The organism is Kitasatospora sp. NPDC048194, from assembly GCF_043202455.1.
Classification (GTDB): domain Bacteria; phylum Actinomycetota; class Actinomycetes; order Streptomycetales; family Streptomycetaceae; genus Kitasatospora.
The window spans coordinates 320,286-342,739 of record NZ_JBIDAK010000003.1; the positions used below are offsets into that span (position 1 = coordinate 320,286).

The 22,454-nt window shown below is 71.6% G+C and carries 19 protein-coding genes and 3 tRNA genes; 3 read left to right on the forward strand and 19 right to left on the reverse strand.

Annotation, left to right across the window (positions count from 1 at the left end):
• Positions 1–61: 61 nt before the first annotated feature.
• The 5 genes from ACGF07_RS06445 to ACGF07_RS06465 all read right to left on the reverse strand — a co-directional run bounded on the left by ACGF07_RS06445 (position 62) and on the right by ACGF07_RS06465 (position 3,750).
• Complete coding sequence (locus ACGF07_RS06445; protein ID WP_392895947.1) at positions 62–892, reverse strand: class E sortase; 831 nt, start codon at positions 890–892, stop codon at positions 62–64.
• A gap of 35 nt (positions 893–927) precedes the next feature.
• Positions 928–2,013, reverse strand: a complete 1,086-nt coding sequence (locus ACGF07_RS06450) for a class E sortase (RefSeq protein WP_350748955.1) — start codon at positions 2,011–2,013, stop codon at positions 928–930.
• Between the two features lie 5 nt (positions 2,014–2,018).
• A complete protein-coding gene (locus tag ACGF07_RS06455) occupies positions 2,019–2,681 on the reverse strand; it encodes an aminodeoxychorismate/anthranilate synthase component II (protein WP_350748957.1) in 663 nt (220 codons plus the stop codon).
• A gap of 53 nt (positions 2,682–2,734) precedes the next feature.
• Positions 2,735–2,914 carry a hypothetical protein gene (locus ACGF07_RS06460; RefSeq protein ID WP_350748960.1) on the reverse strand — a complete coding sequence of 60 codons (180 nt, stop codon included), beginning with the start codon at positions 2,912–2,914 and terminating at the stop codon, positions 2,735–2,737.
• A gap of 80 nt (positions 2,915–2,994) precedes the next feature.
• Positions 2,995–3,750: a DUF881 domain-containing protein gene (locus tag ACGF07_RS06465; RefSeq protein ID WP_392896077.1), complete on the reverse strand. Its 756-nt coding sequence runs from the start codon at positions 3,748–3,750 to the stop codon at positions 2,995–2,997.
• Between the two features lie 170 nt (positions 3,751–3,920).
• Here ACGF07_RS06465 and crgA point away from each other — a divergent pair, with 170 nt between their 5' ends.
• On the forward strand, positions 3,921–4,169 hold the full coding sequence (gene crgA, locus ACGF07_RS06470; RefSeq protein ID WP_270145659.1) for a cell division protein CrgA: 249 nt from the start codon (positions 3,921–3,923) through the stop codon (positions 4,167–4,169).
• Positions 4,170–4,517: 348 nt separating this feature from the next.
• On the opposite strand, the gene ACGF07_RS06475 is transcribed toward crgA, so the two are convergent.
• Complete coding sequence (locus tag ACGF07_RS06475) at positions 4,518–5,411, reverse strand: rhomboid family intramembrane serine protease (protein WP_392895950.1); 894 nt, start codon at positions 5,409–5,411, stop codon at positions 4,518–4,520.
• A gap of 426 nt (positions 5,412–5,837) precedes the next feature.
• Between ACGF07_RS06475 and ACGF07_RS06480 the strand changes: the two genes are divergently transcribed.
• Positions 5,838–6,548, forward strand: a complete 711-nt coding sequence (locus ACGF07_RS06480; protein WP_392895952.1) for a DUF5324 family protein — start codon at positions 5,838–5,840, stop codon at positions 6,546–6,548.
• Positions 6,549–6,611: 63 nt separating this feature from the next.
• On the opposite strand, the gene ACGF07_RS06485 is transcribed toward ACGF07_RS06480, so the two are convergent.
• The 13 genes from ACGF07_RS06485 to dnaA form a co-directional block, all read right to left on the reverse strand.
• A tRNA-Ala gene (locus tag ACGF07_RS06485) sits at positions 6,612–6,684 on the reverse strand.
• A 179-nt stretch (positions 6,685–6,863) separates the two neighbouring features.
• Positions 6,864–6,992, reverse strand: coding sequence for a DLW-39 family protein (locus ACGF07_RS06490; RefSeq protein WP_014137031.1), 129 nt, complete (start codon positions 6,990–6,992; stop codon positions 6,864–6,866).
• Positions 6,993–7,278: 286 nt separating this feature from the next.
• Positions 7,279–7,352, reverse strand: a tRNA-Ile gene (locus ACGF07_RS06495).
• Between the two features lie 84 nt (positions 7,353–7,436).
• A tRNA-Ile gene (locus ACGF07_RS06500) sits at positions 7,437–7,513 on the reverse strand.
• Between the two features lie 16 nt (positions 7,514–7,529).
• A complete protein-coding gene (locus tag ACGF07_RS06505; RefSeq protein ID WP_392895954.1) occupies positions 7,530–8,903 on the reverse strand; it encodes a class I SAM-dependent methyltransferase in 1,374 nt (457 codons plus the stop codon).
• A gap of 261 nt (positions 8,904–9,164) precedes the next feature.
• Positions 9,165–9,833, reverse strand: coding sequence for a DUF3566 domain-containing protein (locus tag ACGF07_RS06510; protein ID WP_392895956.1), 669 nt, complete (start codon positions 9,831–9,833; stop codon positions 9,165–9,167).
• A gap of 222 nt (positions 9,834–10,055) precedes the next feature.
• A complete protein-coding gene (gene gyrA, locus ACGF07_RS06515; RefSeq protein ID WP_350743793.1) occupies positions 10,056–12,593 on the reverse strand; it encodes a DNA gyrase subunit A in 2,538 nt (845 codons plus the stop codon).
• Positions 12,594–12,724: 131 nt separating this feature from the next.
• Positions 12,725–14,740 carry a DNA topoisomerase (ATP-hydrolyzing) subunit B gene (gene gyrB, locus ACGF07_RS06520; RefSeq protein WP_350743789.1) on the reverse strand — a complete coding sequence of 672 codons (2,016 nt, stop codon included), beginning with the start codon at positions 14,738–14,740 and terminating at the stop codon, positions 12,725–12,727.
• Positions 14,741–14,997: 257 nt separating this feature from the next.
• Positions 14,998–15,561, reverse strand: coding sequence for a DciA family protein (locus ACGF07_RS06525; RefSeq protein WP_350743792.1), 564 nt, complete (start codon positions 15,559–15,561; stop codon positions 14,998–15,000).
• 228 nt (positions 15,562–15,789) lie between these two features.
• Positions 15,790–16,923 (reverse strand): DNA replication/repair protein RecF, encoded by a 1,134-nt coding sequence (gene recF, locus ACGF07_RS06530; protein WP_392895958.1) that lies wholly within the window; start codon positions 16,921–16,923, stop codon positions 15,790–15,792.
• Between the two features lie 76 nt (positions 16,924–16,999).
• On the reverse strand, positions 17,000–17,926 hold the full coding sequence (gnd, locus tag ACGF07_RS06535; RefSeq protein WP_392895960.1) for a phosphogluconate dehydrogenase (NAD(+)-dependent, decarboxylating): 927 nt from the start codon (positions 17,924–17,926) through the stop codon (positions 17,000–17,002).
• A 134-nt stretch (positions 17,927–18,060) separates the two neighbouring features.
• Positions 18,061–19,191, reverse strand: a complete 1,131-nt coding sequence (dnaN, locus tag ACGF07_RS06540; protein WP_392895962.1) for a DNA polymerase III subunit beta — start codon at positions 19,189–19,191, stop codon at positions 18,061–18,063.
• 953 nt (positions 19,192–20,144) lie between these two features.
• On the reverse strand, positions 20,145–21,962 hold the full coding sequence (gene dnaA, locus ACGF07_RS06545; protein ID WP_350743785.1) for a chromosomal replication initiator protein DnaA: 1,818 nt from the start codon (positions 21,960–21,962) through the stop codon (positions 20,145–20,147).
• Between the two features lie 352 nt (positions 21,963–22,314).
• Here dnaA and rpmH point away from each other — a divergent pair, with 352 nt between their 5' ends.
• Positions 22,315–22,452: a 50S ribosomal protein L34 gene (rpmH, locus tag ACGF07_RS06550; protein ID WP_030059672.1), complete on the forward strand. Its 138-nt coding sequence runs from the start codon at positions 22,315–22,317 to the stop codon at positions 22,450–22,452.
• Positions 22,453–22,454: the final 2 nt, after the last annotated feature.

The following is a 22,454-nucleotide window of genomic DNA, read 5'->3' on the forward strand; positions in this document are numbered from 1 at the left end:
GCCCTCGGGCCGTTCTCGGCCCGTCCTGGACCGACGGTGACGCCGCGTCGGCTGCGGCGCCTCAGGAGTGCCGCAGCTCCGGCGGCGGGGTGCGCTTGGCGTCCATGTCGTCCACCCGCACCAGGCTCCCCCAGACGGCCATCCGGTATCGCGAGGTGTACACCGGGGTGCAGGTGGTCAGGGTGATGTAGCGGCCCGGAGCGGTGTAGCCGGAGCCGGTCGGGACGGGCGCGACGATCCCGGTGTCGTACTTCGAGGTCTCCGGCAGGGTGTTGTCGACCTTGTAGACGTACCACTTGTCCCTGGTCTCGACGACGATCGCGTCGCCCCTGGAGACGGCGTCCAGGTCGTGGAACTTGGCACCGTGGCCGTCCCGGTGGGCGGCCAGCGCGAAGTTGCCCGTCTGGTCCCAGGGCATCGCGGCCCGGTAGGGCTGCTCGTAGACGCCCGCCACGCCCTCGTCCAGGACGTCGGTGGAGGTGCCCATCCGGATCAGCACCTGGAAGTCCCCGCCCATCGCGGGGACGTGCAGGAAGCCCACGTCGTCCCCGATCGCCGGCGCCGCGGCCGGCGCGCCGGGTGCGGGGGTGCTGCCGGGCGCGGGCCGGGGACCGGCGGTCGGACCTGCGGCCCAGGCGCCGCGCAGCTTGTCGGCGGCCGCCGCGGCGGCGCGGTCCGCCTCCACGTTGGTCCACCACAGCGAGTAGGCCACGAACAGGCCGAGCACCAGGCCCGCGGTGATCAACAGCTCGCCGAGGACGCCGAGCGCGGCCAGCGCCCGGCTCCGGGCATGCCGCGCCCGGCCTCCGCCGTCCGGTTGGGGGCCGTCCCCGCTCGGGGGGTCGGCCTCCCGGTCCGGCCCGGCCGGCCGTGCGGTCCCGTCGTCCTGCATCTGCGGTGCTCCCCCTCCGAACGGGATGCGGGCGGCTATCCGCCCGTGATCGCGGCCGGCTTGCCTTGGCTGCGCGGCCGTTCCTCGGTCATCTTGCCAAAGACGATGAGCCGGAACTTGGAGGTGAACTCCGGCGTGCAGGTGGTCAGCGTGATGTAGCGGCCGGGGCCGGTGTAACCGGAGCCGTTCGGCACCGGCTTGATCACGCTCACGTTGCTGGGGGAGGTCTCGGGGATGCCGCCGGTGATCTCGTAGGTGTAGTACGCGGTGGCGGTCTCCACCACGACCTTGTCGCCCTTGCTCAGCTGGTTGATGTACCGGAACGGCTCGCCGTGGGTGTTGCGGTGCGCGGCCAGCGCGAAGTTGCTCGCCTTGTCGCCCGGCATCCCGGTGTTGGTGTAGTGGCCGACCAGGCCCTTGTCGAGCACCGCCGACTTGTCGGTGCCCTCGGCGATCGGGAACTTCAGCCCCAGCTTGGGCAGGTAGATGATGGCGAAGCCCTTGCCGGGCGCGAACGCCTCGGGCTTGTTCGGGTCCGGCGCCGGCTGTCCCGGCTGGGCCGGCCCCTGGGCCGCGTCGAACTGCTGCTCCAGCTGGTCGCGGGCACTACTGGCGGCCGCGTCGGCCTGCACGTTGGTCCACCAGAGCTGGTAGGCGACGAACAGCAGCATCACCACGCCGAGCGTGATGCACAGCTCGCCGACGAACCGGGCGCCCACCACGACCGCGGACTCCTTGGGCCGCGCCCGTCCGCCCGCCCGGCCCTTCGCCCGCCGCCGACCGCCGCCCGAGCGCACCGAGGTGCGGCCCTGGGCGGCCCGTCGCCGCTCGGCCCGGCCCCCGGTCGGCGGGGCGGGTTCCGCGGCCGGACCGCCGTCGGCGGGCAGCCGCAGCTGAAGGGTCTGGTCGGGCAGCCACGGGTACTCGGGGCCGCCCGCGGCGGGCTCCCCGGCCTGCTCGTAGACGCCCCAGGCGTCCTCGGGCGCGCCCTGGACGGGGTACTGCTGCGGGTACGGCCCGTCGGCCGGGCCGCCGTCGTACGACGCGCCGCCGTACGGCCCGGCACCGCCGTCGGGGCCGGGCCCCGGCTGGTAACGCCCCTCCGGGCGCACCGCGGTCACGCCGCTCAGCCCCGGCCGATCACCGGGGCGAGCCCGGCCGACCGGTCCACGGCGTGCGGGTCGCCGCACTCCGCCAGCCAGTTGGCGAGCATCCGGTGCCCGCCCTCGGTCAGCACCGACTCGGGGTGGAACTGCACGCCCTCGACGAGCAGTTCACGGTGCCTCAGGCCCATGATCACGCCGCTCTCGGTGCGGGCGGTGACCACCAGCTCGTCGGGCACGGTGGCCGGGTCGACGGCCAGCGAGTGGTAGCGGGTCGCGGTCAGCGGCGAGGGCAGGCCCTCGAACACCCCGCCGTCCTCGTGCTCGACCAGCGAGGTCTTGCCGTGCAGCAGCTCCGGCGCCCGGCCGACCACCGCGCCGTAGGCGACCGCGATCGACTGCAGGCCCAGACAGACGCCGAACACCGGCAGCCCGACCGCGGCGCAGTGGTGCACCATCTCGATGCAGACCCCGGCCTCCTCGGGCGCCCCCGGCCCGGGGGAGAGCAGCACCCCGTCGAAGCCCTGCTCACCCGACCGGCGGACGGCGTGCTCGACGGTCACCTCGTCGTTGCGCACCACCTCGCAGGTGGCGCCGAGCTGGTACAGGTACTGGACCAGGTTGAAGACGAAGCTGTCGTAGTTGTCCACGACCAGGATGCGGGGCGGGGTCGGCTGGGTGGTCATTCGCGCGTGGTCTCCGTGGGTGCGGTGCATGGGGGAACTGCCGGGCCCGCCGGTCAGCCGGCCGCGGCTCCGTCGCCGCCGTCCACTGTGACGTCACCGAAGGGGAGCAGCGGTTCCGCCCACGGGAAGACGTAGGTGAAGAGGAGGTAGACGATCCCCAGGATCAGGAGCAGCGAAATGACGGCCCGGACCAGGGTGTTCCCCGGGAGGTGACGCCAGATCCAGCCGTACATGGTGCTCCCTCGACGTAGCGGACTGGGGTCAAGAGTAGACCCGCTATCCACAGCCGCGGGGCCGGTCCGCCACTCGGCCGCTACTGGCCCGCCACCGAGCGCAGGTCGACGGTGCCGGAGTAACCGGGCAGGGTCAGGTCGCCGCTCTCCTGGACCTTCCAGCCCAGTCCGTACGCCTGGACGTACTGCAGGTAGTTGCGGATGTCCGGGTCCGCCTCGACGGCGGCCCGCAGCGCGTCCGTCCTGCCCACCGCCCTGACCACGTACGGCGGGGAGTAGACCCGGCCCTGGAGCAGCAGGGTGTTGCCCACGCAGCGCACCGCGCTGGTGGAGGTCAGCCGCTGGTCCATCACCTGCACGCCCTCGGCGCCGCCCCGCCACAGCGCGTTGACCACGGCCTGGATGTCCTGCTGGTGGATGACCAGGTCGTTGACGCCCGGCTCGGGGACGCCGGGGATGCGCGCGGTGGCGTTCGGCGGGGCGTCGTTGAGGGTGACGGTCAGGCCGCCGCCCTGCAGCGGTTCCAGGGCCGCGCCGCGCCGCAGGCCGTCCAGCTGCGCGGCGTCGGCGGGGCTGTTGGCCTGCTGTTCGGTGAGGTCCTGCGCCCGGGCCTGGAGGTCGGCCAGCTGGGCCTGCGCCTGCTGGTTCTGCGAGCTGCGCTGGCGGATCACGTCACCGAGGCTGAGCAGCGAGTTGTCGGTCCGCAGGTCGGTGCCGCGGGCGGTCTGGGCGCTGACGTAGAAGAGCAGGCCGGCGAGTGCGAACACCGCGCAGGTCAGGGCACGTCCGACAATTCGGATGCCGGAGCGGCGGGTACCGGCCCTCCGGGGAGGAATCGACAAATTAGTCACCGTACCCTTATCTCCTCGAGACCCGCCGAGCCACTACGCTAACGGACGCCGGTGGCAGGTGGGGGAGCGGTCCCTGAGCGCTCCACGACCACCGCCGGCGTCCCACCCGCTGCACCTCCGCGCGGTCTCACAGCGCATCGACAGGAGAGCTCCTCGTGCCGAAGTCTCGACTCCGCAAGAAGTCCGACTACACCCCGCCGACGACGGCCGCGGTGAAGATCAGTTCGGGCCGCGGTTGGGTCGCGCCGCTGATGCTGGCACTGTTCCTGATCGGCCTGGTGTGGATCGTCACCTACTACGTGACCAGCGGCAGCTACCCGGTCGAGAGCTGGCGGAACTGGAACATCCTGGTGGGCTTCGGCTTCATCGCGGCGGGGTTCGGCGTCTCCACCCAGTGGAAGTGACGCTCCGCCCGTCCTGAGGCTCGGGTTCGAGCCGTTTTCCGCCGCTTCGGATCGCGGGTCCCGGAGCGGCGGTTCGGCGTGCCCGGGCGCGGCCCGCAGCGCCGTCTGCTTTCCCCACCATCACACAGTCGGGCTTATCCACATGGTTATCCACACTGGGGAAAAGTCCCCCCAGCCTGTGGATAACCTTTCCGGCCGCGGCCGTGCACAGCTGGGCACGATCCTCCGGCGGCACGGGATCCGCACAGCTGGACGCGCGTAGAACACCAGTCCACCGGACGTCCGGCGCACAGCCTGTGCACAGCCCCGCACCCGCTGTGGACAGCTGTGGACAATCATCCGGGGGCGTCACCCGCCGTAGAGGGCCATTCCGACGCCCAGCATCGCCGCCTCCACGGCCAGCGCACCCGCCAGGGTCAGCCCCTGCACCAGACCGCGGCGCGCCCGCGGGGCGTACATGAGGCCGAAAGCCGTCAGCGCGCCCAGGGCCAGGCCGCCGAGGTGCGCCCGCCAGTCGATGGTCGGGCGGGAGAAGGTCACCACCAGGTTGAACACCAGGAAGGCCACCGCCGGGCCGAGCGCGGCCCTGTTCCGCAGCTGCATCACGATCGTCGCGCCGATCAGGCCGAAGACCGCCCCCGAGGCGCCCAGCGACTGCATCCAGTCGCCCGCCACCAGGAAGGCGAAGGTGCTGCCACCGAGGCCCGCCACGAGGTACAGGGCCAGGAAGCGCACCCTGCCGAGCGCCTCCTCCAGCGGCGGGCCCAGCCAGAGCAGCACCAGCATGTTCGTCCCGATGTGCCACCACTCCAGGTGCAGGAAGGTGGCGGTCACCAGCCGGTACCACTGGTCGGGGCCGTCCGCGATGCCGTACGGGCCGCCGCTGACATCCCGCCCGGCGCTGGCCAGCGACCAGACCTCCGCCAGCCTCGGCCTCAGCACGTAGGCGGCCAGCACCCAGACCACCACGTTGATCCCGACCAGCACCCGGGTGACCAGCCCGCCGTGCTGGGTCAGCGCGCCGCCGAACCGGGTGGTCGCCCGGCGCGTCCCGGCGTGCCCCTCGCCGACGCACTCCGGGCACTGGAAGCCGACCGAGGCCGCCACCATGCACCGGGGGCAGATCGGCCGCTCGCACCGGGTGCAGGTGATCCCGGTGGCGGTCTGCGTATGCCGGTAGCAACCGGGCAGCCCGCCCTCCGGGGCCGGCCCCGTCGACTGCCGCGGCTCGTCCGGGAGCATCAGCGCTCGCCCCTTCCCGTACCCGACCACCGGAGCCGCCAGCCTACTGCGCCACCCCGCTCCCCCGGCCCAGCTCGGCCCAGCGCACCACACCCGCTCCCCGACCCCACCCCGGACCCGACCCGACCCGACCCCACCCCGACCCCACCCGGACCCCCACACCCGCCCCACCCACCACAACCGGCCGCCCCCACCCCACAAGCCCCCGCCCGGCCCAGCCCGGCGCAGCGCACCACACCCGCTCCCCGACCCCCCCTCGGGCGCCGCCCGAACCCCCACACCCGCCCCACCCACCACAACCGGCCGCCCCCACCCCACAAGCCCCCGCCCGGCCCAGCCCGGCGTGCCGAGTGGACAATTCAGGATGCATGATCAGCATTCAGGTGGATATGTGCAATAAAGGACGCCACCCAGGAGGAGAGACTCGTGAGCTTTTCGGACTCGGCCCGTGAGACGGCCACCCGGACCCGGGACACCGCCGTGCAGTTCGCGGACGGCGCCAAACAGCGCCTCGGGCCCGCCCTTGACGCGCTCGGGCCGAAGGCCTCTGAGGCAGCCCACCACCTCCGCGTCCACTACGACAAGCACCTCGCCCCACAATTCGGCCACGCCTTCGCCAGTCTGCCCCCGGAGGCCCAGCAGAACGTCCTGAAGGCCCTCCACCGCGCCCAGGAGGCCGCCCTGGCGGCTCGGCTCTCCGCCGGCCGCGCCGCCGACACGGCCCGCGCCACGGTCGCCCCGCGGGTCGCCCACGTGGTGGGGGACGCCCGCGCCGCGGTCTCCCCGGTCGCCCACGAGGCCCAGGCCCGCGGCGCCGCCGCACTGACCGCCCTCCACGGGAACGTCAGCGCGGCCGAGATCAGCCGGCTCGCCGCCCGGAACGCCAAGAAGTCCCGGTGCCGCGGCGGCCGCGGCACCGGTCTCGCGGTCGCGGGAGCGCTGGCGATCGCCGGCGGCGTCGTCGCCTGGCAGTGGTGGCGCCGGCACAGCAACCCCGAGTGGCTGATCGAGCCGCCGGCCCCGGAGTCCCGCCCGCCCGTCGGCGCCCACAGCACCACCGCCCCGGTGAACGGAGTCACCGCGCAGGACGCGGCCGAGTCCGTGGAACCCGCCGAGGACGACCGCCCGCAGGCGTAGCGGCGGGCCGGAAAGCAGAACGGCGGCCGACCTGGGAACAGGTCGGCCGCCGTTCAGGCGCTGTGGAGCATAGGAGACTCGAACTCCTGACATCTGCCTTGCAAAGGCAGCGCTCTACCAACTGAGCTAATGCCCCTCGACGGCACGCCCCGTGCCGACGGGCACTAGCGTACCGGTTCCGGCGCGATTCCCGGCGCCGTCCCCTCGGAAGAGTGTTCTCCCCGAGGGGCGGTCGGCCCGGTCGTGGGACCGGACCGACCGGTTGGGAGGCGCCTCAACGCCTCCGAAGATCTGCGATCGTCAGATCGTCCGGGCTCAGCGACCGGCCGGGACCGGGTCGGTGGCCTCGGTCCACAGGTCCTGCTCGGCGCGGTCCGCCTGGACCTGACGGTAGACAAAGAAGCCGCCGAGGGCGACCAGGGCGACCAGGAGGAGCTTCTTCACCGCGGGACCTCGTCCTTCTTGCGTTGGTGGACTCAAGAGCCGGTGTTCCGGCCGGGCTGACCGGGCCGACGAGTCCAGTTGTGTTTCGAGCGCGAACAGGGCGGTCGGGTGCCGGACAGCCCTTGCGGCCGATGATACACACCAGTTTCCCAATCGTGACCAGCCACCGGTGCTCAACCCGGCGGCCCGGTCGGAGGATTGACGCCGCACCTCCTGCTGTGCGGGGCGTCCGCCCCGGAAGCACGACGAGGGGCCCGGAGTGATCACTCCGGGCCCCTCGTGGCGGTGGGCCTAACAGGACTTGAACCTGTGGCCTCTTCCTTATCAGGGAAGCGCTCTAACCGTCTGAGCTATAGGCCCGCGCTGCACACAGAGCGTACCCGATGCGGCCCGGTCCTGGAAAACGCCGAAGGGCCCGGAGTGATCACTCCGGGCCCTTCGCGGTGGTGGGCCTAACAGGACTTGAACCTGTGGCCTCTTCCTTATCAGGGAAGCGCTCTAACCGTCTGAGCTATAGGCCCTTGCCGCACTGAAAGATTAGCGGACCGACCGCCGATCCCCCAAATCCTCGGCGGTCCGGGTCGCGGCAGGGACCCCGGCGGCCGGGCGCAGCAGCCACTCCTCGCGGGTGGGCGGCAGGCCCGCCGCGCCCTCGTCGGTGCTGCGGACGGCGAGGACCTGGTTCACGCCGATCCGGTTCTGCTCGAAGGCGAGCGCGGAAGCGGCCATGTACAGCCGCCAGACCCGGGCGCGGCCGCGGCCGACCAGCCGGACCGCCTCCGTCCAGTGCGCCTCCAGGTTGGCCACCCACTCGCGCAGGGTCAGCGCGTAGTGCTCGCGCAGCGCCTCGACGTCCCGCACCTCGAAGCCGGCCTCCTCCAGCCGGGCCACGGTGGAACCGACCGGGGAGAGCTCGCCGTCCGGGAAGACGTAGCGGTCGATGAAGGGGCTGGTGCGGTGCGGTTCACCGGGGTGGTCGGGGCGGCGGGCGATCTGGTGGTTGAGCAGCCGGCCGCCGGGCACCAGCAGGCCGTAGAGCCCCTCGGCGTAGACCCGGTACTGCTGGGAGCCGACGTGCTCGGCCATCCCCACGCTGGAGATCGCGTCGAACGGGCCGTCGGTGATCTCCCGGTAGTCCTGCAGCCGGACCTCGATCCGGTCGGCGAGGCCGGCCTCCTCGACCCGGGCCCGGGCCAGCGCGACCTGCTCCTTGGAGATGGAGACGCCCACCGCGGTGACGCCGTAGTGCTTCGCCGCGTGCAGCAGCAGCGAGCCCCAGCCGCAGCCGACGTCCAGCAGCCGCATCCCGGGCCGCAGGCCGAGCTTGCGGCAGATCAGGTCGAGCTTGGCCTCCTGGGCGGCCTCCAGGCTCTTCACCTCGGGGGCCCAGTAGGCGCACGAGTAGACCATGGACGGGCCGAGCACGAGGCCGTAGAAGTCGTTCCCCACGTCGTAGTGGTGGCTGATGGCCGCGCGGTCCCGGCTGCGGCTGTGCAGCCGCCCGTGGGGCTTGCGGACCTCCTCCGGGGGCGGGGTGGGCTCCGTGCCGATCGCCCCGGCCCGCAGGGCGGCGGCGAGGACGCGGCGGCCCTTGGCGCCGACCACGTCGCGCGGACGGATGGCCAGGTTGCGGATCTCCGGCAGCTCGGCGAAGCGGGCGACGGCGGAGAGCGTCTCGTACAGGTCGGTGCCCGGGGCGAGCTCGAGGTCCCCCGCGACGTAGGCCCGGGCCAGGCCGAGCTCGTCCGGCTGCCAGATCAGCCGGCGCAGCGCCCGGCGGTTGCGCAGGACCACCGTGGGCGCTCCGGGCGGCCCCGCGACGCTGCCGTCCCAGGCCTGGACCCGCAGCGGCACCGGGATCCCCAACAGCCCGTTCAAAGCCTCCACCAGCTGACCTGCGAGCTTCGCCACCGCGCGCCTCCGTCCAGTCGTCCTGCGGAACCTCACCTGACCCGGTCGACCGACCGGGGGGCGGCCTGCGGCACTCCCAGGCGCGGGAACGGGCGGCGTCCAGCTAAGCCCACCGCGGCCGACCCGATTCCGGACGGCACGCCGCGGGCGCCGGCTGTCACCCGAAATGCCGACGAGCCCCGCAGACGGCAACGGCCTGCGGGGCCCGGGCATTCCGCACGGAGGCGGGGAACTGACCGGTGGTCAGTATTCGGCCAGGAATCAGTCCTCTTCGGCCAGGGTCAGCTCGACGCCGCCGGTGAATCCGGCCGCCGCGTTGTAGATGAAGGCGGAGAGGGTGGACAGCGCGGTCAGCAGCACGACGTCGACCACGGCGATCAGCGTGGTGAACATCATCACCTTGCCGAAGCCGATGTAGTCCATCAGGTTGAGCTGGCTGCTGGCGTTGTCGGCGCCGCCACCGGTGACGTCCTTGAGCGTCTTGGTCAGCGAGTCGAAGACGCCCAGGGAGTCCAGCGTCATCCACAGCACCGCCGCGGCCACGATGATGATGATGCCGACGGCCAGCGACAGCAGGAAGCTGACCTTCATCACCGACCACGGGTCGACCTTCGTCACCCGCAGCCGTGCCTTGCGGGTCCGGCCGATCGGCCCGCCGCCGGTCGGGGCCCCGCCGCCGGGGCGGCGCGCCGCCCCCGGGACGGGGGTGCCGCCGGCCGGGGTGTTGCCGCCGGTCCGGGTGCCCCGGGCCGGGGTCGGCTGCCCCTTGGCGTAGGTGGTCGGCTGCGAGAAACCGCCCGAGCCGGCGGGCGCGCCGCTCGGCGGAGGCGGCGTCTGGCCCCCGTACGTCCCCCCGCTCTGGCCCGCTGCGCCGACCGGTGGCATCAGCGAGGTGGACGCGGCCGAGTGCTCGGTCGGCGGCTGCGGCACCCCGTACGCACCCCCGCCCTGCGCGCCCGGACGGCCGCCGGAGGGTCCTCCCGCAGCACCCGTGGCTCCACTCACCTGGTCCTCCCGCACTTCCCACCAGGGCGGCGCCGCCCTGATCCGTCACTCGTCATCCAGCGCCCGGCGGGATTGCCCGGTACTGGTCGGCGGCCGGTGCCGCCGCGCCCACCCTGGGGACGCCGCGGCACCGGTCTGCGGTTCGGGTCAGGCCTCGGCGTCGCCGCCGACCGCCGTCTCCGCACCCTCGGCCGTCTCGGTGGACTCGGTGCCCGCGACCTCGTCCTCCGCCGTCTCGTCCTCCTCGGCCTCCGCGTTGCGGGCCATGCCCACGACCGCGTCGCGCTTCCCGAGGTTGATCAGTTGGACGCCCATGGTGTCACGTCCGGTTTCACGAACCTCGGAAACCCTCGTGCGGATCACCCCGCCGGACAGGGTGATCGCCATGATCTCGTCGGTGTCGTCGACCACCAGCGCACCGACCAGCGAACCCCGGCCCTCGACGATCTTCGCCGCCTTGGTGCCGTAGCCGCCGCGTCCCTGGACACGGTACTCGTCCACCGCCGTGCGCTTGGCGTAGCCGCCGTCCGTGGCGGTGAAGACGTACGTGCCCGGGCGGACGACGTTCATCGAGAGCAGCTCGTCGTCCTCGCGGAAGGCCATGCCCTTGACGCCCGAGGTGGCGCGACCGGTGGGCCGCAGGGCGTCGTCCGTCGCGGTGAAGCGGATCGACTGGGCCTTCTTGGAGACCAGCAGCAGGTCGTCCTCGGCGGAGACCAGCTCGGCGCCGATCAGCTCGTCGTCCCGGCCCTCCTCGTCCTGGCGCAGGTTGATCGCGATCAGGCCGCCGGAGCGCGGGGAGTCGTAGTCCTTCAGCGGGGACTTCTTCACCAGGCCGGCCCGGGTGGCGAGGACCAGGTACGGCTTGTCCTCGTAGGTCCGGACGGCCATCACCTGGGCGATGTGCTCGCCCGGCTGGAAGGCCAGCAGGTTGGCGACGTGCTGGCCGCGGGCGTCGCGCCCGGCGTCCGGCAGCTCGTAGCCCTTGGCGCGGTAGACCCGGCCCTTGTTGGTGAAGAACAGGATCCAGTTGTGGGTCGTCGTCACGAAGAAGTGGTCGACGATGTCGTCCTGCTTCAGCTGGGCACCGCGCACGCCCTTGCCGCCGCGCTTCTGCGAGCGGTAGAGGTCGGAGCGGGTCCGCTTGACGTAGCCGCCACGAGTGATCGTGACGACGATGTCCTCCTCCGCGATGAGGTCCTCGATCGAGAGGTCCCCGTCGGACGGGATGAGGGTGGAGCGCCGGTCGTCGCCGTACTTCTCGACGATCGCGGTGAGCTCCTCGGAGATGATCCCCCGCTGGCGGACCGGCGAGGCCAGGATCGCGTTGTACTCGTCGATCTTGCGCTGCAGCTCGTCGTGCTCGTCGGTGATCCGCTGGCGCTCGAGGGCGGCCAGTCGGCGCAGCTGCATCTCGAGAATCGCGTTGGCCTGGAGCTCGTCGATGTCGAGCAGGCCCATCAGGCCGGTGCGGGCGGCGTCCGCGCTGGCCGAGGCCCGGATCAGCGCGATGACCTCGTCGATCACGTCCAGCGCCTTGAGCAGCGCGCGCAGGATGTGGGCGCGCTCCTCGGCCTTGCGCAGCCGGAAGGTGGTGCGCCGGACGATGACCTCGACCTGGTGGTTGACCCAGTGCCGGATGAAGGCGTCCAGCGAGAGGGTGCGCGGCACGCCGTCGACCAGGGCCAGCATGTTGGCGCCGAAGTTGGTCTGCAGCTCGGTGTGCTTGTAGAGGTTGTTCAGCACGACCTTGGCGACGGCGTCGCGCTTGAGCACGACCACCAGGCGGGTGCCGGTGCGGGACGAGGACTCGTCGCGGACGTCGGCGATGCCGGCGATCTTGCCGTCCTTGACCAGGTCGGCGATCTTCAGCGCGAGGTTGTCCGGGTTGACCTGGTACGGCAGCTCGGTGATCACCAGGCACTGGCGGCCCTGGATCTCCTCGACCTCGACCACGGCGCGCATGGTGACCGAGCCGCGGCCGGTGCGGTAGTAGTCGTCGATCCCGCGGCGGCCGACGATCAGCGCGCCGGTGGGGAAGTCGGGGCCCTTGATCCGCTCGATCAGCGCGTCGAGCAGCTCCTCGTTGGAGGCCTCGGGATTCTCCAGGTACCACAGCGCGCCGGAGGCGACCTCGCGGAGGTTGTGCGGCGGGATGTTGGTGGCCATGCCGACCGCGATGCCGGTGGCACCGTTGACCAGCAGGTTGGGGAAGCGCGCGGGCAGGACGGTCGGCTCCTGCGAGCGGCCGTCGTAGTTGGGCGCGAAGTCGACGGTCTCCTCGTCGATGTCGCGCATCATCTCCATGGCCAGCGGCATCATCTTGCACTCGGTGTAGCGCATGGCCGCGGCCGGGTCGTTGCCCGGGGAGCCGAAGTTGCCGTTGCCGTCCACCAGCGGCATCCGCATCGACCACGGCTGGGCCAGGCGGACCACGGTGTCGTAGATCGAGGTGTCGCCGTGCGGGTGGTAGTTGCCCATCACGTCGCCGACGACGCGGGCGCACTTGTAGTACCCCTTCTCGGGGCGGTACCCGCCGTCGTACATCGCGTAGAGCACGCGGCGGTGCACCGGCTTGAGGCCGTCGCGGACCTCGGGGAGCGCACGGCTGACGATCACGCTCATCGCGTAGTCGAGGTACGAGCGCTGCATCTCGGTCTCGAGCTCGACCGGCTCGATCCGCATCGTCGCCTGGGCGGTGCCCTCTTCGGTCTCGGGGGTCTCGGGCTGCTCGCCGTCGGGACGGTTGTCGTCGACCACTGCTGGTCAGTTTCCTTTCACGCGGACTGGTACGTGCGGGGCCTGGGGTGCAGGCGTCACACGTCCAGGAAGCGGACGTCCTTGGCGTTGCGCTGGATGAAGGAGCGGCGGGCCTCGACGTCCTCGCCCATCAGCACGGAGAACAGTTCGTCGGCGCGGGCGGCGTCCTCCAGGGTGACCTGGAGCAGCAGCCGGTGGGCCGCGTCCATGGTGGTGACCCGGAGCTCCTCGGCGTTCATCTCGCCGAGACCCTTGAAGCGCTGGATCGCGTCGTCCTTGGGCAGCCGGCGCCCGGCCTCCACGCCGGCGGCGATCAGCGCGTCGCGCTCGCGGTCGGAGTAGGCGTACTCGAAGTCGTCCTTGCCCCACTTGATCTTGTACAGCGGCGGCATGGCGAGGTAGACGTACCCGGCCTCGACCAGCGGCCGCATGAAGCGGAACAGCAGGGTCAGCAGCAGGGTGCGGATGTGCTGACCGTCGACGTCGGCGTCCGCCATCAGGACGATCTTGTGGTACCGGAGCTTGGCCTCGTCGTAGTCCTCCTGGATGCCGCAGCCGAAGGCCGAGATCAGCGCCTGGACCTCGGTGTTCTGCAGCACCTTGTCGATCCGGGCCTTCTCGACGTTCAGGATCTTGCCGCGGATCGGCAGGATCGCCTGGGTGCGCGGGTCGCGGCCCTGCTTGGCAGAGCCGCCGGCGGAGTCACCCTCGACGATGAAGATCTCGCACTCGGACGGGTCCTTGGACTGGCAGTCGGAGAGCTTGCCGGGCAGCGAGGCGGACTCCAGCAGGCCCTTGCGGCGGGTGAGGTCGCGGGCCTTGCGGGCGGCGACGCGCGCGGTGGCGGCCTGGATGGACTTGCGGATGATGTCCGCGGCCTCGTTGGGGTTGCGGTCCAGCCAGTCGTTCAGCTGCTCGTGGACGACCTTCTGGACGAAGGTCTTGGCCTCGGTGTTGCCGAGCTTGTCCTTGGTCTGGCCCTCGAACTGCGGCTCGCCGAGCTTGACCGAGATGATCGCGGTCAGACCCTCGCGGATGTCCTCGCCGGAGAGGTTGTCGTCCTTCTCGCGGAGCAGCTTCTTGTCCCGCGCGTAGCGGTTGACCAGGCCGGTCAGCGCGGCGCGGAAGCCCTCCTCGTGGGTACCGCCGCCGTGGGTGTGGATGGTGTTGGCGAAGCTGTAGACCCCCTCGGTGTAGGAGGAGTTCCACTGCATCGCGATCTCCACCGAGATCGCCTTGTCCTTGTCCTCGGCCTCGAAGTCGATCACCGAGGGGTGGATGACCTCGCCCTTGCGGGAGTTGAGGTGGGCGACGAAGTCGGCGATGCCGCCGTCGTACTTGTACGTGACGGTCAGCGGCTTGCCCTCCTCGTCCACGTGCTCGGGGCGCTCGTCGGTCAGCGAGATCGACAGGCCCTTGTTGAGGAAGGCCATCTCCTGGAAGCGCCGGGAGAGCGTCTCGAAGGAGTAGACGGTGGTCTCGAAGATGTCGGCGTCGGCCCAGAAGGTCACCGTGGTGCCGGTGCGGTCGGTCTCGGGGCCCTTTGCCAGCGGGGCGGTCGGGGCGCCCGCCTTGTAGTCCTGGGTCCAGATGTGGCCGTCCTTGTGGATCTCCACCGAGAGCCGGGTGGAGAGGGCGTTCACCACGGAGACGCCGACGCCGTGCAGACCGCCGGACACGGCGTAGCCGCCGCCGCCGAACTTGCCGCCCGCGTGCAGGACGGTGAGCACGACCTCGACGGCGGGCTTGTCCTGGCCGGGGACGATGTCCACCGGGATGCCACGGCCGTTGTCGACGACGCGGATCGCGCCGTCGGCCATGATCGTGACGTCGATGGTGTCGGCGTACCCGGCCATCGCCTCGTCGACGGAGTTGTCCACGACCTCCTGCACCAGGTGGTGCAGGCCGCGCTCACCGGTCGAACCGATGTACATGCCGGGGCGCTTGCGGACGGCGTCGAGGCCTTCCAGCACCTGGATGTTGCTACCGGTGTAGGAAGCCTGGTCGGTCTGGTCTGGGGTCTGGCTGGGGTTGCCGGAATCGGCCACGAAGCGCCCTCTCTGGCACAGCACGGGCCGCATGCCCTCCCCGTACGGGCGGGCGTGCGACCACAGCGTTTCGACTCGGTTGCCACTAGCAACAGTGTTTGGCTCCCAGTCTACCGGTACGACTGACAGAGATGGGCGTTTGGCAGCCCTTGAAGGCAGATACGCCGCCCTGAATCCCCTCGGCACGTGTCCCGATACTCGACCGGGGGGCCGGGGGCGCCTGGAAGGGCCGTCAGGGGTTCCGGAAGATCGCGATCCGATCCCGGCGGCGGGAGACCGCTCTAGCCCCAGGTGTCGCCGGGGCCCTTGCTGCCGGGGGCGCGCAGCCGGCCGTAGCCGCGGGCGGGCGCGGCCGGGCCGAGCACCTTGATGGTCCGCACCGTTCCGTGGCCCAGCTCGTGGTTCAGACGAGCCACCAACTGCCTGGCCAGCCACCGCAGTTGCGTCGCCCAGGCGGTGGAGTCGCACTGCACGGTGAGCACCGCCTCGGCCTCGTCGAAGGAGGAGGGGTGGCAGTGCGCGGCGATGTCCGGACCGACGATCTGCGGCCAGCGGCCCATCACCCCGCCGACCGCGGCGGAGGACTCCCAGCCGCGCTCGGTGAGCAGCCGGTTCAGCGCGGCGCCCAGCGGCACCGGGTCGCGGCCGTCAGACCGGGCGCCGCTGCGCAGGCCGTGCCGCTTCGCCTCGCGCTTCTGCTGGACCTGCTCCCCGCGCTGGCGGGCCTGGGCGCGGGCGGCCCGCAGGGCGGAGCGGGCGAGGTCGGCACCGGTGGGCTCGGGGCCGGCGGGGGCGGGGACGACCGGGCCGGAGCCGGCGGGACGGGAACCGGCGGGGCCGGGAATGGTGGGGAAGGGCGAGCGCTCCGCCGACTCGCTCACGGCGATCTCCTTCCCCAGCCTGTGGACAACCGATGAGCCGTCCAGCCTACGGGAGCGGTCGGACGCCGGACGGCGGGACGTGCCCGGAGGGCGGTCGGTGTGACGAGCGGCTCAGACGGCGGACGGGATCGCGGGCGGACGGGCGTCCGGGCCGGCGCGCAGGCCCGCAGCCGTACGGGCGGGTCGGCGGTTTCAGGCGTCGATCCGGCGGACCCCGCCGTCGGAGACCGCGAACCGGGCGCCGGCCAGCGCCTTCGGCACGTCCTCGGCCACCGCCGCGGTGACCAGCACCTGCTCGCCGTCGGCCACCAGCTCGGCCAGCCGGTCCCGGCGGGCGGCGTCCAGCTCGGCGAAGACGTCGTCCAGGATCAGCACCGGCTCGCCGCCGTCGGCGCGCAGCAGCTCGTACGACGCCAGCCGCAGCGCCAGCGCGAACGACCAGGACTCGCCGTGGCTCGCGTAGCCCTTGGCGGGCATCGGGCCGAGCTTGAGCACCAGCTCGTCGCGGTGCGGACCGACCAGGGTGACCCCGCGCTCGATCTCCTGCTTGCGGGCCGCCTGCAGCGCCCCCAGCAGTTGCTCCTCGGCCTGCTCGCGGCTGGTCGGCAGCTCGCCCTCGAAGGAGCTGCGGTACTCCAGCGAGGTCTCGCCGCCGCCCGGGGCCAGCTGCCCGTAAGCAGCCGTCACCAGCGGCTGCAGGGCGGAGGCCAGCTGGATCCGGAAGGCCGTCAACTCCGCCCCGGCGCGCGCCAGGTGACCGTCCCAGACCTCCAGGGTGGACAGGTCCGCGCCCTTGCCGCCGCCGGCCCGGCGGGCCATCGCGGCGGTCTTCAGCAGGGCGTTGCGCTGCTTGAGCACCCGCTCGTAGTCCTGCCGGACCCCGGCCAGCCGGGGGGCGCGGGCGGTGAGCAGTTCGTCCAGGAAGCGGCGGCGCTCGCCCGGGTCGCCCTTGACCAGGCTGAGGTCCTCGGGGGCGAACAGCACGGTCCGCAGCAGGCCCAGCACGTCGCGCGGGCGGACGTTGTCGGAGCGGTTGATCCGGGCCCGGTTGGCCTTGCCCGGGGTGAGCTCCAGCTCGACCAGGGTGGAGCGGCCGCGGTCCACCACCGAGGTGCGGATCACCGCCCGCTCGGCGCCGAGCCGGATCAGCGGGGCGTCGGTGGCGACCCGGTGGCTGCCCAGGGTGGCGACGTAGCCGATCGCCTCGACCAGGTTGGTCTTGCCCTGGCCGTTGGGCCCGACGAAGGCCGTCACGCCCGGGTCGAGAGGGACCTCGGCCCGGGCGTACGACCGGAAGTCGGCGAGCGACAGGTGCGCGACGTGCATGGCGGTGGACTGCGCTCGCCTTCTGTCAACAGACTGTGGACGGCCGGGTGTCCGGTGGACCACCCGGCCGGGGGGACTACTTCGACTCGACCGCGTGGCCGCCGAACTGGTTGCGCAGCGCGGCGATCATCTTCATCTGCGGCGAGTCGTCCTGGCGGGAGGCGAAGCGGGCGAACAGCGAGGCGGTGATCGCCGGCAGCGGCACGGCGTGGTCGATCGCGGCCTCGACGGTCCAGCGGCCCTCGCCGGAGTCGGCGGCCCAGCCGCGCAGCTTGGCCAGGTGCTCGTCCTCGTCCAGGGCGCGGACGGCCAGGTCCAGCAGCCAGGAGCGGATCACGGTGCCCTCCTGCCAGCTGCGGAAGACCTCGCGCACGTCGGTCACCTCGGGCGCGGCCTCCAGCAGCTCCCAGCCTTCGGCGAAGGCCTGCATCATCGCGTACTCGATGCCGTTGTGGACCATCTTGGCGAAGTGGCCGGCGCCCACCGCCCCCGCGTGCACCGAGCCGAAGTCGCCCTCGGGCTTGAGCGCGTCGAACACCGGCTGGACGAGGGCGACGTGCTCGGCGTCGCCGCCGTACATCAGCGCGTAGCCGTTCTCCAGGCCCCAGACGCCGCCGGAGACGCCGCAGTCGACGAAGCCGATGCCCTTGGCGGCCAGCGCCTCGGCGTGCTTGACGTCGTCGGTCCAGCGGGAGTTGCCGCCGTCGACCACCACGTCGCCGGGGGAGAGCAGTTCGGCGAGCTCGTCGACGGTCGCCTGGGTCGCGGCACCGGCCGGGACCATCACCCAGACCACGCGGGGGCCCTGGAGCTTGCTGACGAGCTCCTGGAGGCTCTCGACGTCGGAGATCTCCGGGTTGCGGTCGTAGCCGACGACGGTGTGGCCGGCGCGGCGGATCCGCTCGCGCATGTTGCCGCCCATCTTGCCGAGACCGATGAGGCCGAGCTCCATGACCAAATCCTTACTGTGGGGACGTGCCTGCCGGCGGCGCCGTTGCCGCACTCTCCGAGCCTACGCTTCCGGCGGTGACGGACTCTGCGCGGTCGGTCCGACCGGGGGAGACGTCCACAGGCTGTGCACAGCGGGTGTGCACAGCCTGTGGACGGTCACGCGGAGAGCGGGATCAGCCGGCCGGATCAGCCGGAGAGGCGGACCGGCATGATGAGGTACTGGTACGCCTTGTCCTCCTCGGCGTCCACCGAGACCTTGCCGCTGAGCAGGGCCGGCTTGGTCGGGGTGGTGAAGCTCAGCTGGGCGTAGGCGGAGTCGATGGCCTTGAGGCCCTCCTCCAGGTAGCCCGGGTTGAAGGCGATCGAGATGTCGTCGCCCTCGAGGTCGGCCTCGATCCGCTCGGTGGCCTGGGCGTCGTCGCCCGAGCCGGCCTCCAGGGTCAGCACGCCCTGCTCGAAGTTCAGCCGCACCGGGGTGTTGCGCTCGGCGACCAGCGAGACGCGCTTGAGCGCCTCCAGGAAGGGCTGGGTCTGGATCGCGGCGACCGCGCTGAACTCGGTCGGGAAGAGGCTGCGGAACTTGGGGAACTCGCCCTCCAGCAGCCGGGTGGTGGTGCGGCGGCCGGCGCCCTCGAAGCCGATCAGGCCCTCGCCCGCGCCGCCCGAGGAGAGCGCGATGGAGACGGTGTCGCCACTGCCCAGGGACTTGGCGATGTCCTGCAGCGTCTTGGCGGGCACCAGGGCGACCGCGGAGATGTCGGACTGCTCGGGCTTCCACAGCAGCTCGCGGACGGCGAAGCGGTAGCGGTCGGTGGCGGCCAGGGTGATCCGGTCGCCCTCGATCTCGACCCGGACACCGGTCAGCACCGGCAGGGTGTCGTCCCGGCCGGCGGCGACCGCGGCCTGGCTGACCGCCGAGGCGAAGACGTCCCCGGAGACGGTGCCGGTGGCGGTCGGCATCTGGGGCAGGGCCGGGTACTCGTCCACCGGGAGGGTGGGGAGGGTGAACCGGGAGCTGCCGCAGACGACGCTGACCCGCTGGCCGTCGGTGGAGATCTCCACAGGCCTGTTGGGAAGGTTGCGCGAGATGTCGTTGAGCAGTCGGCCGGAGACCAGGACGGTGCCGGCCTCCTCGACGTCCGCCTCCAGCTCGACCCGGGCCGACACCTCGTAGTCGAAGCCGGACAGCGCCAGGCTGCCCTCCTGCGCGGTCAGCAGCAGGCCGGCCAGCACCGGCACCGGCGGCCGTGCCGGGAGGCTGCGGGCAGCCCAGGCCACCGCCTCCGCGAGGACGTCACGCTCCACCCGGAACTTCACCGGTAACCGCCTCCTGGATCGAGCGCTCCCGCTCGCACTCTGGTTCGTCTGATCTTGATCGTCGGTTCCGCTGTCCGCCGAGCTCTGCCGCTCCGCTTCCAGCTGCAAAGGACAGTCTGACGTACTCCGCCGACAGACGGGGCAGACGGGCGGAAGCGAGGCCGAACAGATGTCGGGGAGCGGTTGTCCACAGATTTCGGGCCCACCCACTTTGAAAGCAGGTCCCAGGTCTATCTGTGTAGCGGTAGTAGTAGGGCCTGTGGAAACCGTGGATAACCCCGTTTCCGCAGGTCAGCGCCCGAATTTTGTCCACAGTGGGTGTGGACGGCGGCTGTGGACGGACAGGCCGCGCTGTGGACGGCCGAGCGTTACCCACAGGGCACGCAGCGTATCCACAGGTTATCCCCAGGACTGTCCCCAGTTCCGGGCCCGGTTATCCACGGACCCCGGTCAACTTTTCGTGACGCCTTTCACACCAGGGCGTGAACGCCAGTTCACGGTTGTCGAACTGTGGACGCTGCTGTGGACAACCTGGGGATAACCGCCCCGACCTTGGGGACAACCGGTGGACAACCCGAACGGCCCACTGGCGGCCCGTCAACTGTCCACAGCCTGTGGATAACCGTTGTGCACAAGTCCACAGGCATCTGACCTGCGCGGAAGAGCGTAGCGGCGACGCGCCTGTGGACGAATTCTGGATAACTCCGGACTCCCCGGCCTGTGGATCGCGCGGAAGGGGCCGCACCTGTGGACAACGGCCTTGCGCGCCCCGCCTTTTCGAATGCCCGGTCAATTGTTCGCCCCCTGGCGCGGACCGGCGGCGGATCCGTCGACGGCATCCCTGCCCCAGCACCGCCCGCCGCACACCTGTGGACGACGAAAAAGGGCGTCAGGATCGCTCCTGACGCCCCGTGGAGGCCCGCCGTCCGCCGGTGCCACCGGCCGGACGCGGCTCAGCTCTTGATGCGGTTGGTGAGTTCGGTGACCTGGTTGTAGATCGAGCGCCGCTCCGCCATCAACGAGCGGATCTTGCGGTCCGCGTGCATCACGGTGGTGTGGTCGCGGCCGCCGAACTGGGCGCCGATCTTCGGCAGCGAGAGGTCGGTGAGCTCCCGGCACAGGTACATGGCGATCTGCCGGGCCGTCACCAGCACCCGGCTGCGCGAGGATCCGCAGAGGTCGTCCACGCCCAGGCCGAAGTACGCGGCGGTCTGCTGCATGATGACCTGTGCCGTGATCTCCGGCCCGGCGTCCTCGTCCCCGCCGGGGATCAGGTCCTTGAGGACGATCCCGGCCAACTCCAGGTCCACCGGAGCCCGGTTGAGGTTGGCGAAGGCGGTGACCCGGATGAGCGCGCCCTCCAACTCCCGGATGTTGCGGGTGATCCGGGACGCGATGAACTCCAACACGTCGGCGGGAGCGTTGAGTTGTTCCTGGATCGCCTTCTTGCGCAGGATCGCGATCCGGGTCTCCAGCTCCGGCGGGGTGACGTCGGTGATCAGTCCCCACTCGAAGCGGTTGCGCAGCCGGTCCTCCAGCGTGGTCAGCAGCTTGGGCGGCCGGTCCGAGGAGAGCACGATCTGCTTGTTCGCGTTGTGCAGGGTGTTGAAGGTGTGGAAGAACTCCTCCTGCGTGGACTCCTTGCTCGCGAGGAACTGGACGTCGTCCACGAGCAGGATGTCCATGTCCCGGTAGCGGCGGCGGAAGGTGTCCGCCTTGCCGTCCCGGATCGAGTTGATGAACTCGTTGGTGAACTCCTCCGAGGACACGTAGCGCACCCGGGTGCCCGGGAAGAGGCTGCGCGAGTAGTGCCCGATGGCGTGCAGCAGGTGGGTCTTGCCCAGCCCGGACTCCCCGTAGATGAAGAGCGGGTTGTACGCCTTGGCCGGGGCTTCGGCCACCGCCACCGCCGCCGCGTGCGCGAAGCGGTTGCTGGCGCCGATCACGAAGGTGTCGAAGAGGTACTTGGGGTTCAGCCGGGCCGCCGGCTCGTCCTTGCGCGAGCCCCCGGCCGGAGGGGCGCCGGGCGGGGCGGGCACCCCGGGGACGGCGGGGCGGTCGGTGCCGCGCTCCGCGGCGGGCTTCTCGGCCGGGCGGCCGCCGGTGGGACGGGAGCCGGGCGACCGCCGGCCGGCGCCGGTGCGCGGCTGCTCGCCGGGGCCGGGGCCGTACGCCCCGCCGAACAGGTCGCCCTGGGTGGTCGAGGGCGGGCTGGGCAGGTGGCGCGGCGCCGGGCGGGGCGCCGGCTCCTCGGACTCCCGGTAGGGCTGCTGCGGCTCCTGGTAGCCGGAGTCCTGGTAACCGGACCACGGCTGGCCGGACTGGCCGCCGTAGGAGGCGGGGCGCTGTTCGTAGCCGCCGCCGTCGTCGTAGCGGGGGCGGTCGTAGTCCTGCTGGTAGGACTGCTGGTGGTAGTCCTGCCCGCGGTAGCCGTCCGGATCCTCCTCGGCGGGGCCCGGGTAGGGCTCCGCGGGGGCCTGGGCGGCGGGCGCGGGGGTGGGCACGGCGTTGGCGTCGACCATCACGGCGATCCGCACCGGCCGGCTGAGCTCGCGGCTGAGGGCGTCGGTCAGCTGCGGCAGCAGTCGGCCCTCCAGCACCTGCTTGGCCCGCTCGTTCGGGGTCGCCAGCAGGGCGGTGTCGTGCATCATCCACATGGGCTGGGTGCGCTGCACCCACTGTTTGTCCATCTCCCCGACGTCGGGGTCGCTGACCAGCCGCTCGACGACCCTCGCCCAGACCGGGACGAGGTCGCTGTTGACATCAGCCACTGGTGCACGCTTTCAGAGAACAAACCAGACAAGTTCTGCAACGGTAGTCAGCGAACAGAGACGGATCAAGTCGTTGTCCACAGGCTGTGGGTAAACCTGCCGCAGGGGGCTGGTTTGACCCTCGGACCCCGTCCCGCGTACCGTAACCAGGTCGAGTTGTCGATGGCCGCTGCCGCATGTCCGCGGGTCCACCCGCTCCATAAGGCGCGCAGCACGGGCGCCGTGGATTGCCCCAGACCCCAGCCGAACTGGGGCGACGGGCCGGATTTCCGAATCAGGGGAGATCACGCGGACGCACGGTGACGGCCAAGCGACCCCCCGTCATCCTACGATTCACCTCAGGAGCCCCCGAGTGAGCAAGCGCACCTTCCAGCCGAACAACCGTCGTCGCGCGAAGACCCACGGCTTCCGGCTGCGTATGCGTACCCGCGCCGGCCGCGCCATCCTGGCCGCCCGCCGTGGCAAGGGCCGCGCCAGCCTGTCCGCCTGATC

Coding starts and splice junctions, on each gene's coding strand:
- ACGF07_RS06455 (WP_350748957.1), bottom strand. CDS start 2,681: ATGACCACCCAGCCGACCCCGCCCCGCATCCTGGTCGTGGACAACTAC.
- recF (WP_392895958.1), bottom strand. CDS start 16,923: ATGCACGTCGCGCACCTGTCGCTCGCCGACTTCCGGTCGTACGCCCGG.
- ACGF07_RS06460 (WP_350748960.1), bottom strand. CDS start 2,914: ATGTACGGCTGGATCTGGCGTCACCTCCCGGGGAACACCCTGGTCCGG.
- ACGF07_RS06445 (WP_392895947.1), bottom strand. CDS start 892: ATGCAGGACGACGGGACCGCACGGCCGGCCGGGCCGGACCGGGAGGCC.
- gyrA (WP_350743793.1), bottom strand. CDS start 12,593: ATGCGGATCGAGCCGGTCGAGCTCGAGACCGAGATGCAGCGCTCGTAC.
- ACGF07_RS06475 (WP_392895950.1), bottom strand. CDS start 5,411: ATGCTCCCGGACGAGCCGCGGCAGTCGACGGGGCCGGCCCCGGAGGGC.